The sequence below is a fragment of the Halorussus marinus genome (genome assembly GCF_004521895.1).
GTDB lineage: Archaea > Halobacteriota > Halobacteria > Halobacteriales > Haladaptataceae > Halorussus > Halorussus marinus.
Window position 1 is genome coordinate 26,726 of sequence record NZ_SBIR01000013.1, and the last position, 13,882, is coordinate 40,607.

Below are 13,882 nucleotides of genomic sequence, written 5' to 3' on the forward strand. Positions count from 1 at the left end.
CATGAGCACGACGATACAGAAACGCGGCATCTCGGTCAGTCGGGCCGACGACGGCGACTGGCGGCGGTGGAACGATCTCGTCGAACGGTCGCCCGAAGCGAACGTCTTTCACTACCGTGAGTCACTGGAAGTCCAGGCCGATCGGGCCGGCGCCGAACTCCACCCGCTGGTCGGGTACAAGGGCCAAGAGCCGGTCGGGCTCTTCCCGGTGTTCGAGCTCCGCAAGGGCGGGATGACGATGGCGTTCTCGCCGCCGCCGGGGCTGTGGGTGTCGTATCTGGGCCCGACTCTCCTGAACCAGGCCAAGCTCAAGCGCCGGAAGGCCGAGCGGCGAAACCGGCTGTTCGTCGACGGCTGTCTCAACTGGATCGAGCGCGAACTCGGCCCCAAGTACGTCCAGCTCCGGTCGGATCCGGCCTACCGGGACGTGCGGCCGTTCGAGTGGTCCGAGTTCGACGTCGACGTCCGCCACACCTACGAGGTGGACCTCACGCCCGGCGAGGACGACGTGTTGATGTCGTTCTCGCGAGACGCCCGGAACAACATCCGGACCGACGGCGACTACCGCGTCTACGAGGGCGGCCACGACGAGATCGAGGCCGTCATCTCGCAGGTCGCCCAGCGCCACGCCGACCAGGACGAGGCCTACGGCGTCACGCCCGAGTTCGTCACCGACCTCTACGACCGACTCCCGGACGGGACGGTCCGGCCCTACGCCTGCGAGGTCGACGGCGAGATCGCGGGCGGGATGGTCGCGCTGGAGTTCGACGACACCGTCTACCGGTGGCAGGGCGGCGCGAAACACGATCGGGACCTGCCGGTCAACGATCTGGTCGACTGGGCCATCGTCTCGGACGCGATCGACCGCGGGGTCGAGCGCTACGATCTGGTCGGCGCCAACGAGCGCCGGCTGTGTGAGTACAAGGCGAAGTTCGGCCCGGAGCTCCGGTCGTACTACAGCCTCGAACGCGGCACGCGGGTCACGAACGCGCTGTCGAGCGTCTACAAGCGGCTCCGGTAAGCCTGCGCCATCGCCGGTTTAACCGACCGCTGTTCTCGGGCTCAGCGTCCTCGTAACTCCGTTCTCGCGGCGTCTGCGACCGGTCAGGCGCTCCCATCGCCGACCGTCGGCTGGTTCAGGTACCGCGTTCGGCGCCGGCGCGCTCCCACAGGCGGCGCCTGACCGCAGGCGATTTAGTCCGGTGCTGTCGGTTACCTAAGCTCCAGAGAACAATGGTGGCCGGCGTCGTCTCGATCTGACGAGCGGGCGGTCCCGGAGACCGCGCGGAGACGACAATGACAGCCGAGAACAAAACCGTGGTCGTGGGCTTCGACGCCCTCGACTTCGAGTACCTCGATGCGTTCGACGAATCGCTCCCCAACTTCGCGTCGCTGCGCGAGTCGGGCGTACAAGCGCCGCTGGCCTCGACGTTCCCGCCGTGGACCGCGAGCGCGTGGCCGTCGATGTACACCGGCACCGATCCGAGCCGCCACGGCGTCTACGGCTTTTTCAGCCCCGGCAACGATCCGGGCGACGACGAGCTGGTCACCCGCAACCACGTCCGGCGCCCGGCGATCTGGAACTACCTCTCGGCGACCGGCGAGCCGGCGGTCGTGTTGAACGTCCCGGTCACCCACCCCGCCGAACCGATCGAGGGAGCGCTGATCCCGGGGTATCTGGCCCACGAAGACGATCCGGGCCATCCGGCGAGCGTTCGCGACGAGCTCTCGGCGGCGATCGGCGAGCCCTACCGGATCTACTCGTCGGGCGAGACCAGCGACGACAAGGCCCAGAAGCGCCGGGGCTACCTCGACGCGATCGAGGTCCGCGGCCGGGCCGCCGAGTACCTCCTCGAATCGTACGACTGGCGGGTCGCGGTGATTCAGGTCCAGAAGACCGACGCCGTCTTCCACAACTTCGACGACCGCGAGACCTTCCGGGAGATCTACGAGGCCGCCGACGAGGTGCTCGGACGGGTCAGGGACGCCGCCCCGGGCGCCAACGTCGTGGTCTGTTCGGACCACGGCATCGGTCGGGTCGACGGCTACGACGTCTATCTCAACGAGATCCTCCGCGAGGCCGGCTACGTGGAGACGACCGACGACGAGACCGGCCCGAGCCTCGCGAGCGAGAAGTCGACGCTCACCGGCGAGGACGACGCGACCGACGACGACGGGTCGCCCCTCGCCGCGAACGCGGTCTCGGCGCTGACGAGCGCGCTCGGGGCCGTCGGACTCACGCCCGGGGACGCCTACGCACTCGCGCGGCGGGCCGGGATCGACGACCTCCTGCTCGATCTGCTCCCCGACGACGCGGTCTCGGCCGCGAGCGAGGGGGTCGACAGGCGGGCGTCGGCGGCCTACTGCCGGAGCACGGAACTGGGCGTCCGGGTGAACGTCGCAGGCCGGGACCCCGGCGGCGTCGTGTCGCCCGACGAGTACGAACAGGTCCGCGAGGATCTCGTGGAACTGCTGGCGTCGCTCCGGACGCCCGACGGCGACCCGGTGTTCGAGTGGGTCCGGCGCCGGGAGGCGGTGTACGACGGACCGTACGCCGACCGGGCCTGCGACGTGCTGTTCATGCCGACCGAGATGAACCACGTCGTGAACCCCAACCTCATCGGCGAGCGGTTCGCGCCGATCGACGCCCACGACCACAAGCCCCGGGGCGTGTTCGTCGCCGACGGACCCGCGTTCGACGCCGGGACGGACCTCGACGTCCTCTCGCTGACCGACGTCGCGCCGATCGCGCTCGCGTCGGCCGGACGGGACGTGCCCGACCGGATGTCGGGCGGGGTGCCAGACGGCCTGCTCGACCGGGCGGTCACGCGGGCCGACTACGGCGACGTGGCGTTCGGGACCGCCGCCGTCGGGGACGGCGACGACGGCGCGGTCGAGGATCGGCTCGCGGACCTCGGCTACATCTAGTCGCCACAGGAGCCGTCCGTCCGGACGGCGGTGGTCTCGACGGTCGCGTCCTCGCCGACGACGGCGTCGCCGCCGACCGCGATCGTCGCGTTCCGGACCGCACACCCCTCGGCGCTCTCGACGAGCACGCCGTCCCGGCTCCCCTCGGGGTGGCTGACACAGATGTTCTCGAAGACGCAGTCGTCTCGATCGACCGCCCGGATCGCGGTGCCCGAGCCGACCGACCCCGTGACGGTGACGTTCCGACACTCCACCCGCCAGTCCTCGGGGAGCCGGTCCATGCTCGGCATCGTCTGGCCCTCGATCGAGTCGATCGGGTTCCGGACGCTGATCGCCGGCGCGTCGGCGTCGGTCCGGATCGTCGTGTCGGCGATGGTCGCCGCCCCGAACTGCTGGCCGACGACGATCGCCCCGGAGCTGTACGTGCCCGTCAGATCGGTAATGGCGATGTCGCAGTTCTCGATCCGGACCCGGCCGCCCTCCTCCATCCAGATGCCCCGCATGTTCGGCTTGCTGTCGGCGTGCTCGGGGTCGTCGACTCGGACGGTCACGTCCCGGACCGTCGCGCCCGACGGGCCGCCGCCGACCCGGACCTGGTCGATACCGTTGTTGGCGTAGTGGCCCCCGACGATTTCGAGGGGTCCCGAGTGGGGCGAGGCGTACAGCCCCTCTGCCCAGTCTTCGACCCGGCAGTTCCGGATCCTCAGGCGGCCGACGCTCTTCGGAAAGGTGTAGATGGCGTTGCCCGCGGTCGAGCCGTCGGGGAGCCGGACGTCCTCGAACAGGAGTTCGGCGTCCGGGTCGGCGGCCGCGATCTCGAAGCCGCTCCGGGGGACTCGTCGGTGGCCCCGGAGCGCCACGTCCCGGACCGCGCTCTGGCCGCCGGTCACCGAGATGTGGTTGACCGGGGCGACCCCGTCGGCGGTGCAATCGAGCGCGAACCCCTCGAAAAGGAGGTCCTCGAGTTGGCCCCACGCCAGCCAGTAGTCCTGTTTGCCCGCTGGCGGGACGAAGGTCGCGTCGTCGCCGACGACGCCGATGTTTCGGTGACCGCTGAGGTTCCACTTTCCGAGCCGGTAGCGTCCGGCCGGGAAGTAAAGCATCGTATCGTCGGCCGCCAGCTCCGCGAGCAGGTCGTCGACGCGCTCCTCGCCGGCGGTGTCGGCCCCCTCGTCCGCGACGTTCACCACCGTCTCGAAGCGGTCGGTCGCCTCGGTCGTCGCGTTCTCCCGGGCCGGGGCCTCGGCCGGCTCGCCGCCGGTCGGGGTCCGACCGGTCGTCTCGGTCGCGGTGCCGTCCGGATCGGCGTCGAGACCGCCACAGCCGGCCAACGGCCCGGCCGCTCCGGTCGCGCCGAGCGCCCGCAGATACGCGCGTCTGTTCAGCCGACGGTCGTCCTCTGTCACGCCCGGACGTTTGCCGGACGAACACATTGTTATGACCGTCCTGACGATCCTAGGCGGCGTCTTCGGTCGCGTTCGCCACCAGCGCGCCGACCGGCGGCATCCCGTCGTACACCCACAGCGCGACTACCCCGACCAGCAAGCCGAGTTCGACTGCGAGGTAGGGCGTCGGCTCGCCGGCGAGCAGTTCGCCCGCGTACCGGTCGAACAGCCGCCGGGCGGTGGCGAGCAGGCCCGCGTTGGCCTCCCCGGCGGGCGCGCTCGCCAGCGGCCAGAGCACGGCGTCGACGTTCGGTCGAGCGCCGCGGACCAGCGGGTAGAAGACGTCGCTCGGGAGATGGCTGAGGTATCCGACCGCGAACCCCTCCCCGACGCGGCGCCGCCCGACCCCGGTGGCCGCGCCGATCGCGAGCGCCGAGACCGGGACCGCGAGTAGCACCGAGTGGGCCACCGACTGGCCGCTCGCGACCACCCCGAGCGACCACGACAGCGGCTTGTCGAGCAGATCCGGAAACTGGGTCCCGACCGCGAGCACGACCGCGGGCCAGCCGCCGGGGGCGCCGTCGCCGCGCAGGTGACAGCTCAACGAGTACGCGAGGTAGCCGACAGCGAGGTGTTCCCACGGCCACATGGGTCAGTCGTGGCTCCGCATGCGGTCGATCACGCCGAGACGTTCACCCAGACGTGGACGTGTTCGTACGCGCTCTCGGTGGACGGGTTCTCCGGGGGCGCCCCGCGGTAGACGAGATACGCGAGCCGGAGATCATCGCCGGTCATCGTCGGCGTGACGTCGTGGCGGACACGCCACGTCTCCCCGTCCGCGACGGTCGGCGTGAACGCCGCGAGCCGGCGGTCCTGGACGACTCGGGCGCCCCCGTCGTCGGCCTGCTGGACTCGCTGGAGTTCGACCACCACCGTGTAGTCGGTCTCGGCGCCCTCGTGGTTGTCGAGGCCTACGACGATTGGTCGGCTCTCGCCGCTGGTGAAGTTCCGCGGGTAGTCGTCGGCGACGAGCTGGCCGGTCTCGTTCTGCGAGAGCAGGTAGGCGTCGGTGTACGACTGACCGGGGCCGGGCGCGGCGACCGCGTACCCGACCGCGGCGACCGCGACAACGACCGCGCCGGCCAGCGCCACGTCGAGCGCGACCTCCCCGACCGACCCGTCCCGGACCGCGCGCCGGGCGTCCGCGAGCAACCCTCGGACCGGCACCGAGAACCGGCGGTCGGCCGGCCGGCGAAGCCGCCGGATCGCCGCCCCGATCGAGCAGGCGACCGCGAACCCGCTCGCCCCGACCAGGACCGGGACCGGCGCGATTGCCCACGGCGACGCCGCGAGCGCGAGCCCGAACGCCGGGAGAAACGCCAGACTGATCCCGAACCCGAGCGCCGCGCGCTCGCCGCCACCGAGCCCGTCCGACCGGACGGCGTCGAGCGCTCGGCCGCCGGCCGCGTCGTCGGGCGTCGCTCCGGGGAACAGCAGCGAGACGAGCGCGTAGCCGGGCGCGAACAGAAGCGCCGGGAGCCCGAGCGCGGTCGCTATCGGCGTCCCGTACACTCCGGGCCGAAAGACCACGAGGACCGCGACAGCGAGGTAGCCGACGACGGCGATCAGATCGACCGGCGCGCCCGGCCGCGCGAGTCGGTCGACCAGCGTGCCGTCGCTGGTTTCGAGGCTCATGGCGCGGGCCACCGCGGGACGGCTGTCGTCCGGTGCTCGCGAGCGACGTGTCGACGACTCATCGCCCGGAGTATCGGGCGACCGGTACTTTGTTATCTCCCGTCTGTCGGCCGGTAGGCGCCGGGTACGGCCGGACCGACGCGACCGATCTCGGCGACCGCCGCCGATTCGGTTCGACGAGACTCCCCGAGAGTCGCGGGCGAGGACGTCGTTCAACCGACGCCTACCGCGCGTTCAGACGCCACATAACAAAGGCTCGATCGGTCCCACGGTCGTATCGAACCTTCGCTCCGGCGACCGCAGGCCGGCGCAGGCGGGGAAATGCCTCGATACGACAACACAACGGTGGATTACCAATGAAACTCGACGCCGCGACGAGGGCAGACCGGGGGTACCGAGCATGAACCGAGCGATGCTGTGCGTGATCGCGCTGGCGGTGCTGGCGGCTCCGGCCGTCGGCACCGTCGGGGCCGGACCGACGCCGACCGCCAGCGCGTCGCCGCCGGCCGCCGACGCCGACGAGCCGCTCCCCGAGCGGTGGAACACGTCGGTGGGCGGGGACGGCGACGACAAGCTGACGACCGGCATCCGGACCGACGGCGGCTACCTCGTCGTCGGGTGGACCGCCGGCGATGACGGGACCGACGACGGCTACGTCGCGATGGTCGACGAGGCGGGCCGGACGACGTGGGAGCGGAGCTACGGCGGCCCCGGCACCGACCGGCTCTTCGACGCGAAGGCGGTCGAGGACGGCTACCTGCTCGCGGGCTACTCCAGTCCCGACGCAGACTCGGCGTGGGACGGCTGGGTGCTGAAAGTCGACGACGACGGCGAAGTCGTCTGGGAGGAGACCCACGGCGGCGACGGCCCCAGCGGCTTCTGGTCGCTCGCCAAGTCGGGCGACACCGTCTACGCGGGCGGCTGGCAGAAGGGCTCGACCGCCGAGGCGTGGCTGGTCGAACTCGAAAGCGACGGCACCCAAGCGTGGAGCCAGACCTACGACACGCTCAAGTCCAACGCCGACGAGTACGTCAACTCGATCTTCGTCGCCGACGACGGCGACCTGCTGTTGACCGGCACCGTCGAGTCGAGCACCTACGACCCCTCAGACGCGTGGGTGCTGAACGTCGACGCCGAGGGCGAGGTGAACTGGGACGCCGAGTACGGCGGCGCCGACGCCGACCGGATCCACGACGCGGCCGCGACCGAGGACGGCGGGTTCCTCCTCGCGGGTCGGACCGCCAGTCAGGGCGACGGCGCCGAAGACGGCTGGCTCGTGAAGATCGACGGCGGCGGCGACGAGCAGTGGGAGCGAACCTACGGCACCGAGAAAGACGACGCCTTCTACGGCGTGCTGGCCGACGACGACGGGGTCGTCCTCTCGGGCGCGAAGCACAAACTGGGCCAGACCGGCGCCGACGGCTGGCTCGTAAAGGCCGACAGCGAGGGTCAAACGCAGTGGGAGCGGACCTACGGCAACCAGTACTGGGATAAGTTCTGGCCGGCGATCGACGGCCACGGCGGCGGCTACGTCGGGGTCGGCGACACGACGAGCTATTCGGAGAACCAAGACGGCTGGCTGGTCCGGATCGGCGGCCCCGCCTCGGCCGCGATCCGGGACGCCGACGCCGACCGGCCGGGCACCACCGTCGCGCTCGAGGACTCGCCCGTCAGGTCGGTGACGCTGGCCGACGCGAACGCCTCGGGCGTGCTGACGGTGTCCGAGCGGGCGAACCTCTCGGCGCTGGCGCCGCCGGGCGACCCCGTCTACGCGGTCACGCTGACCGGTCCGGCGGCGGCCGCCAACGCCTCGGCGACCGTCGAGCTCTCGGTGCCGACCGACGCGGCGGCGGTCGAGGACCTCCGGGTAGCCCAGCGAGCCGCCGACGGCTGGGCGATCCTCGACACCGAGGTCGTCGCCGAGTCGAACGCGACGGCGCGGCTCTCGGCCGCGGCCGAGGGCACCGGGACGCTGGCGGTGACGGCGGTCGACGCGCCGACCGCGAGCATCGACGCCGCCGAGTCGGTGCTGGTCGGCGAGTCGGTCGAACTGAGCGCGGCCGATTCGGCCGCCGAGGACGGTCGACTGACCGGCTACCGATGGGAGATCGACGGCGAGCGTTACGACGGCGAGACCGCGACCGTCAGCTTCGGCGAGCCCGGCGAGCGCGAGGTCGCGCTCACCGTCACCGACTCGGCCGCGCTGAACGACACCGCGACCGCGACGCTGGTGGTCAACGACCGACCCGGGGTCACCGTCGACGCGCCCGACTCGGTGACCGTCGGCTCGGCCGCGACCTTCTCGGCCGACGTGACCGACTCGGTTGGCGAGACCACGGTGACGTGGCGGCTCGGCGACGCCGAGGTGACCGGCGAGTCGGTCGAACACAGCTTCGGGACGAGCGGGACCGCGACGGTCGAGGTCGTGGTCGAAGACGAGTACGGCGCGACGGCGACCGAGTCGGTGACCGTGACCGTCGACTCGCAGGCCGGCGACTCGGAGACGACCCGAACGACCGAAGCCGGCGGCGCCGACGGCGGCGTCCCCGGCTTCGGCGTCGCCGCCGCGCTGGTCGCGCTCGCGGCCGCCGTCCTGTCGGCGAGACGCATTCGTTAGTCAACCGTTTCACCGCGTTTTGGCGGGCGTACCGCGCTATAACGGGTCGTTACGACCGGAACAGTGGTGAATACTAAAGAGCCGTCCGTCACAAGGAACGATCACACCCGTCCGAACCACACGGTGATTACCCTGAGTTGGACTATCCCATCCGCAGACGACATCGACGAATCGTTCGAAGACGGCGAAGTCATGTTCGCCCTCGACGATAGCGGCGACGAGCCCACGACCGTGATCGCGGACGTGTCGAACGACGACGCGTGGCTCGTGATGCCCTACGAGGAGTCACACACCCTCTCGCAGTGGCGGTGACGGTCGGCGACTCCGGTTCGGAGGCCGCCGCCGAGCAGAACGGTTTTTAGGCGATCGACATCCACGTCCCAGCATGGATGCGACGCTCACCGCTCTCGCGCTGGCGACCGGCACGGTCCTCGGCGCACTGTTTCACGCACTCCAGATACCCGTCCCGGCGCCGCCCGAACTGCCGGGCGTGATGGGAGTCGTCGGGATCTATCTGGGATACCGCATCGTAGAAGAACTCGGTTTCAGTTTCGACCTGCTGGCGGCGCTCGGACTCTCCTAATCGGCGACCGACACCTCGTACTCGTCGGCCTCCCGTCGGATCCGATCGGCGTCGACCGCGACGTGGTCGCCGTCCTCGTAGAGCACCTCGCCGTCGACCATGGTGAACGCCACGTCGTCGCCGTGGGCCGCGAACACCAGATGCGAGAGCACGTCGTGGATCGGGGTCGCCCGCGTGAGGTCGGTCCTCAGCCCGACCACGTCGGCCTTCCACCCCGGCTCCAGCCGGCCGACCCCCTCGAAGCCCGCGGCCGTCGCGCCGTTGACGGTCGCCATCTCGAACACCGTCCGGGCCGGCAACGTAGTCGGATCGAGGTCCTCGACCTTCTGGAGCAGGCTGGCCTGACGCATCTCGGTGAACGGATCGAGCGTGTTGTTACACGGCGGGCCGTCGTTGCCGAGGGCGACGTTGATCCCCCGGTCGAGGTAGTCGGGGATCGGTGCGACGCCCGACGCGAGTTTCATGTTCGAGGACGGGCAGTAGGTGACGTGCGTGCCCGTCTCGGCCAGCACCTCGCGCTCGCTCTCGTCGGTCCAGACGCAGTGGGCCAGCACGACGTCCTCGCCGGTCAGCCCGACCTCGTCGAGCCAGTGGATGTTCCGCATCCCGGTGTCGGCCTCGACCTGCGCGATCTCGTCGCGGTTCTCGCTGGCGTGGGTGTGGATCCGGACGCCGTCGTGGGCGTCGGCGAGCTCCCGGACGCCCCGGAGACACGCCTCGGTACAGCTCACCGCGAACCGCGGGGTGAGCGCGTAGCCGATCCGACCGTCGTTGGCGCCGTGATACTCCTCGATGAGGCGCTCGCTCTCGGCCAGCGCGGCGTCGGTGTCTTCGGCCAGCCCGTCGGGGGCGTCTTTGTCCATCAGCACCTTCCCGATCCGGCCCCGGATCCCGATCCGGCTGGCGGCCTCGAACGCCTCGTCGGCGTGGCGGACCGAGAGGTGGTCGATGACGGTCGTCACGCCCGACTCGATCAGCTCCGCGTACCCCAGCTCGGCCGCGATACGCATCCCGTCGGCGTCGAGGTCGGCCTCCATCGGGAGGACGTACTCGAACAGCCAGTCTAACAGCGCGGTGTCGTCGGCGATGCCACGTCCGAGCGACTGGACCGAGTGGACGTGGCCGCCGACGATCCCCGGCGCGAGCACGTCGTAGCGCCGGCGCTCGCGGTCGGGGTAGCGCTCTGCCAGTTCGGAGCGGTCGCCGACCGCGGCGATGCGGTCGCCCTCCACGACGACTGCGCCGTCGTCGATCACGGTGTCCGCGTCGGCGACGACGGTTCCCTCCAACAACATACCACCGTGGGAAAACACCGAGACGGAGATATAGTTGGCGATTCCCCGAGACTGCTCGGAGGACAGGTTCAAGCACTCGCGGGCGCTACACAGGCGCGTGACCGACAGCGACGACCGCCCGCCATCGGCGACCGACATCGACGACACTCCGACGGTCTCCTGCGAGCGGTGTGGCCAAGAGTGGGATCTGGCGTACGAACTCGACGACCTCGGGGTCGGCAATCAGGCGCTCGAGCAGTTCGCGCTCGACCACCAGCGCCACACCGGCCACTTCCCGGACGGGATCGCGACGTGGCGGGTCGCGTGTCGCAACTGCCCGGAGACCGTCGAGCGCCTCTCGGAGGACGCCGCCCGGCGGTGGGCCGAGACCCACGCCCGCCACACCCGCCATCGCCTCGAACTCCGCCACGCGAGCGGCGACGAGACGACGGTGATCGAAGAAGACGGCTGAGAACCCACTCGTCGGCCCGTTCGGTCTGCGCTCGGCGCGCCGCCGACGCCGACGGGGATCCGATCGAACCGCGAGCGGGACGCTCTCCGGTGGGTCGATCGAGCGAACGCGGAGGAGACGCGTCGGGTGTCGACCGCCCGGAAAAATCGCCGTCTCAGTACGACCGGACCTTCGGCTCGTAGGTGTCTTCCTCGCCTTCGAGGATGACCGGCTTGTAGTAGAGCTCGGGGCTCCCGTCGTTCCACGCAAGCATCGTGTGCTTGAGCCACTCGTCGTCCTTGCGCTCTTGGTGTTCCTGGCGCCAGTGGGCGCCCCGGAACTCGTCGCGCGCGAGCGCGCCCAGCGTGATCGCCTCGGCGAGGTCGAGCAGGTTCTGCATCTCGATGGTGTGGATGAGGTCGGTGTTGAACGTCCGGGAGGGGTCGTCGACGTACACGTCCTCGTAGCGCTCGCGCACCTCTCGGATGTCTTCGAGCGCCGTCTTCAGCCCCTCCTCGTTCCGGAAGACGTTGACGTTCTGGGTCATCGACTTCTGGAGCTTCTCGCGGAGTTCGGCCTGCTGGACGCCCGAGTCCTCGTTGAGGAGGCGGTCGATCCGGGTGCGCTGGTTCTCGACCGCGCGCTGGACCACGTCGTCGGCGCTCGCGACCGCGGTTCCGCCGTCGGACCGCGCGTCCGACGAGGATCGCGAACCGTCGGTTCGCTCACCGCCGTCGGCGACCGCGTCGCTCGCGCCGCCGACCGCACCGGGCTCGACGGGCGTGTCGAGACCGTCCTCGCGTTCGAACTCCTCGTCGCGGCCGGTCGCGATCTCGGGCTCGCCGAGGTCGGTGCCCGCGGCGTGACGGCCCGCCCGAGCGCCGAACACGATGAGTTCGGGCAGGGCGTTGCCGCCCAGCCGGTTCGAGCCGTGGACCGACACGCAGGCGCACTCGCCGGCGGCGTAGAGGCCGTCGATGCAGGTCTGGCCGTGCTCGTTGGTCTCGATGCCGCCCATGGCGTAGTGTTGGCCGGGCTTGACCGGCATCGGCTCTTCGAGGCCGTCGACGCCCTCGAAGTCCCGCGCGAGGTGGAGGATGTTCTCCAGCCGGTCGGTGATGCGCTCCTCGCCGAGGTGGCGCATGTCGAGGTACACGTACTCGTCTTCGACGCCCCGGCCCTCGTTGATCTCGGTGAGTTCGGCCCGCGAGACCACGTCACGGGAGGCCAGTTCGCCGTCGTTGTTCGCGTAGCCGTACTCAAACATGAACCGCTCGCCCTCGGCGTTGTAGAGGATGCCGCCCTCGCCGCGGACCCCCTCGGAGATCAGCACGCCCGTCGAGGGGAGGGTGGTCGGGTGGAACTGGATGAACTCCATGTCTTCGAGCGGGACGCCCGCCCGATACGCCATCGCCGCGCCGTCGCCGGTGTTGGCGACCGCGTTGGTGGTGTGGTCGTACACCTGTCCGAGGCCGCCGGTCGCGAGGATGACGCCGTTCCGGGCCTTGAACCCCTCGACCTGCCCCGTCTTGATGTCGTAGCCGACGACGCCGTGGCACGTCCGCTCGCTCGGGTCGTCCTCGTCGGTGACCGCGAGCTCGCTCACGTACCACTCGTCGTACACCTGAATGCCGCGTTTGACGACCTGCTCGTACATCGTGTGGAGCAGGTGGTGGCCGGTCTCGGCGCCGGCGTAGGTCGTCCGGGGGAACGAGAGTCCGCCGAACGGCCGCTGGGAGACGGTGCCGTCGTCCTCGCGGGAGAACGGCATCCCCCAGTGTTCGAGTTGGATCGTCTCCTCGGGGCTGTCCTGTGCGAGGGTCTCGATCGCGGGGGCGTCGCCGAGGTAGTCCGACCCCTTCATGGTGTCGTAGGCGTGGAGGTCCCACGAGTCGCCCTCCCGGATCGCCGCGTTGATACCGCCCTCGGCCGCCCCGGTGTGGCTCCGAACCGGGTGGAGCTTCGTTACGATGGCCACGTCGGCGCCCTCCTCTTGGGCCGCGATGGCCGCTCGGAGTCCGGCGCCGCCGCCGCCGATTACGAGTACGTCGTGTTCGTGCATGGTTTCACCAGAATTTCAGGTTCTGCTTGACCGCTTCGCGCTTGAGCTCCTGGATGTGCTCGGTCAGCGGGATGTCCTTCGGGCAGACGTTCGTACAGGAAAACTGGGTCTGACAGCGCCAGACGCCGTGTTCCTGATCCAGGATCTTCATGCGGTGTTCCTTGAGCTCGTCTTCCTCGCGGTCGTCCATCGCGAACCGGTAGGCCTTGTTGATCGCCGCCGGGCCGAGATACTCGTTGTCCCCGGCCGCGATGTTACACGAAGACATACACGCGCCACACCAGATACAGCGCGTCGACATCTTGATCTTCTCGCGGTTCTCCCGGGACTGGCGCTGCTCTTCGAGGTCGCCGTCCGGCGTGTCGCCCTGGAAGAACGGCTCGACCGCGTGCATCTGATCGTAGAAGTGCTCCATATCGACGACCAGATCTTTCACCACGTCCTGGTGGGGGAGCGGTTCGACCCGGACCGGTCCGTCGAGGTCCGAGATCTGGGTCTGACAGCCGAGCCGCTGGCGGCCGTTGATGAAAAAGGCGTCCGAGCCACAGACCGCCTGCCGACACGAGTGACGGAAGGTCAGGGTCGTGTCGTAGTGGTCGCGGGCGTAGATGAGCGCATCGAGGACCGTCATCCCCTTCTCGCGGGGGACGGTGAAGTCGTCGAACCGCGGCTCCATCTTCCCCTCGACCTCGGGGTCGTAGCGGAACACCTTCAGCCGGAAGGTGTCGCCCTCGATCTCGCCGACCGGCTCGGACGCGACCCGCTGGTCGCTGGCCGTTCGTTTGGCCTCGCGGCGCCGGTCGCCCGGCGACTCGCGCTCGACCGGCGCTGTCTCGGTCTCGGTCTCGGTCGCCTCTTCGGATTCTTCTTGGATTTGCGTACTCATG

General features: G+C 70.0%; 12 protein-coding genes. 6 read left to right on the forward strand and 6 right to left on the reverse strand.

Features of this window, described 5'->3' with window-relative positions:
- Nucleotide 1: 1 nt before the first annotated feature.
- Nucleotides 2-1,021 (forward strand): lipid II:glycine glycyltransferase FemX, encoded by a 1,020-nt coding sequence (locus tag EPL04_RS15595; RefSeq protein WP_134672115.1) that lies wholly within the window; start codon nucleotides 2-4, stop codon nucleotides 1,019-1,021.
- 275 nt (nucleotides 1,022-1,296) lie between these two features.
- Nucleotides 1,297-2,928: an alkaline phosphatase family protein gene (locus EPL04_RS15600; RefSeq protein WP_134672116.1), complete on the forward strand. Its 1,632-nt coding sequence runs from the start codon at nucleotides 1,297-1,299 to the stop codon at nucleotides 2,926-2,928.
- Here EPL04_RS15600 and EPL04_RS15605 read toward each other — a convergent pair.
- The 3 genes from EPL04_RS15605 to EPL04_RS15615 are packed head-to-tail and all read right to left on the reverse strand — an operon-like array spanning nucleotide 2,925 to nucleotide 6,008.
- A complete protein-coding gene (locus tag EPL04_RS15605) occupies nucleotides 2,925-4,334 on the reverse strand; it encodes a hypothetical protein (RefSeq protein WP_134672117.1) in 1,410 nt (469 codons plus the stop codon). The two genes, EPL04_RS15600 and EPL04_RS15605, sit on opposite strands and share 4 nt — an antisense overlap.
- 49 nt (nucleotides 4,335-4,383) lie before the next feature.
- A complete protein-coding gene (locus tag EPL04_RS15610) occupies nucleotides 4,384-4,962 on the reverse strand; it encodes a metal-dependent hydrolase (protein WP_134672118.1) in 579 nt (192 codons plus the stop codon).
- Nucleotides 4,963-4,991: 29 nt separating this feature from the next.
- Nucleotides 4,992-6,008 carry a DUF1616 domain-containing protein gene (locus tag EPL04_RS15615; RefSeq protein WP_134672119.1) on the reverse strand — a complete coding sequence of 339 codons (1,017 nt, stop codon included), beginning with the start codon at nucleotides 6,006-6,008 and terminating at the stop codon, nucleotides 4,992-4,994.
- A 400-nt stretch (nucleotides 6,009-6,408) separates the two neighbouring features.
- Between EPL04_RS15615 and EPL04_RS15620 the strand changes: the two genes are divergently transcribed.
- From EPL04_RS15620 to EPL04_RS15630, 3 genes are all read left to right on the forward strand, one after another.
- Nucleotides 6,409-8,625 (forward strand): PKD domain-containing protein, encoded by a 2,217-nt coding sequence (locus EPL04_RS15620; RefSeq protein ID WP_134672120.1) that lies wholly within the window; start codon nucleotides 6,409-6,411, stop codon nucleotides 8,623-8,625.
- 123 nt (nucleotides 8,626-8,748) lie between these two features.
- A complete protein-coding gene (locus EPL04_RS15625) occupies nucleotides 8,749-8,937 on the forward strand; it encodes a DUF7556 family protein (protein WP_134672121.1) in 189 nt (62 codons plus the stop codon).
- A gap of 73 nt (nucleotides 8,938-9,010) precedes the next feature.
- Complete coding sequence (locus EPL04_RS15630; RefSeq protein WP_134672122.1) at nucleotides 9,011-9,208, forward strand: XapX domain-containing protein; 198 nt, start codon at nucleotides 9,011-9,013, stop codon at nucleotides 9,206-9,208.
- Here the strand turns inward: EPL04_RS15630 and EPL04_RS15635 are convergent.
- Nucleotides 9,205-10,503 (reverse strand): 5'-deoxyadenosine deaminase, encoded by a 1,299-nt coding sequence (locus EPL04_RS15635; RefSeq protein ID WP_134672123.1) that lies wholly within the window; start codon nucleotides 10,501-10,503, stop codon nucleotides 9,205-9,207. The genes EPL04_RS15630 and EPL04_RS15635 overlap by 4 nt on opposite strands.
- 97 nt (nucleotides 10,504-10,600) lie before the next feature.
- Between EPL04_RS15635 and EPL04_RS15640 the strand changes: the two genes are divergently transcribed.
- On the forward strand, nucleotides 10,601-10,954 hold the full coding sequence (locus EPL04_RS15640; protein ID WP_134672124.1) for a hypothetical protein: 354 nt from the start codon (nucleotides 10,601-10,603) through the stop codon (nucleotides 10,952-10,954).
- A 154-nt stretch (nucleotides 10,955-11,108) separates the two neighbouring features.
- Here EPL04_RS15640 and EPL04_RS15645 read toward each other — a convergent pair whose 3' ends face one another.
- Nucleotides 11,109-12,995 carry an FAD-binding protein gene (locus EPL04_RS15645; protein ID WP_134672125.1) on the reverse strand — a complete coding sequence of 629 codons (1,887 nt, stop codon included), beginning with the start codon at nucleotides 12,993-12,995 and terminating at the stop codon, nucleotides 11,109-11,111.
- 4 nt (nucleotides 12,996-12,999) lie between these two features.
- Nucleotides 13,000-13,881 (reverse strand): succinate dehydrogenase/fumarate reductase iron-sulfur subunit, encoded by an 882-nt coding sequence (locus EPL04_RS15650; RefSeq protein ID WP_134672126.1) that lies wholly within the window; start codon nucleotides 13,879-13,881, stop codon nucleotides 13,000-13,002.
- Between the last annotated feature and the right edge of the window lies 1 nt (nucleotide 13,882).

Bases quoted from the DNA above. Each gene is read 5' to 3' on its own strand.
- EPL04_RS15595 (WP_134672115.1), top strand. From the start codon at position 2: ATGAGCACGACGATACAGAAACGCGGCATCTCGGTCAGTCGGGCCGAC.
- EPL04_RS15635 (WP_134672123.1), bottom strand. From the start codon at position 10,503: ATGTTGTTGGAGGGAACCGTCGTCGCCGACGCGGACACCGTGATCGAC.
- EPL04_RS15620 (WP_134672120.1), top strand. From the start codon at position 6,409: ATGAACCGAGCGATGCTGTGCGTGATCGCGCTGGCGGTGCTGGCGGCT.
- EPL04_RS15630 (WP_134672122.1), top strand. From the start codon at position 9,011: ATGGATGCGACGCTCACCGCTCTCGCGCTGGCGACCGGCACGGTCCTC.
- EPL04_RS15650 (WP_134672126.1), bottom strand. From the start codon at position 13,881: ATGAGTACGCAAATCCAAGAAGAATCCGAAGAGGCGACCGAGACCGAG.
- EPL04_RS15610 (WP_134672118.1), bottom strand. From the start codon at position 4,962: ATGTGGCCGTGGGAACACCTCGCTGTCGGCTACCTCGCGTACTCGTTG.
- EPL04_RS15645 (WP_134672125.1), bottom strand. From the start codon at position 12,995: ATGCACGAACACGACGTACTCGTAATCGGCGGCGGCGGCGCCGGACTC.
- EPL04_RS15615 (WP_134672119.1), bottom strand. From the start codon at position 6,008: ATGAGCCTCGAAACCAGCGACGGCACGCTGGTCGACCGACTCGCGCGG.
- EPL04_RS15600 (WP_134672116.1), top strand. From the start codon at position 1,297: ATGACAGCCGAGAACAAAACCGTGGTCGTGGGCTTCGACGCCCTCGAC.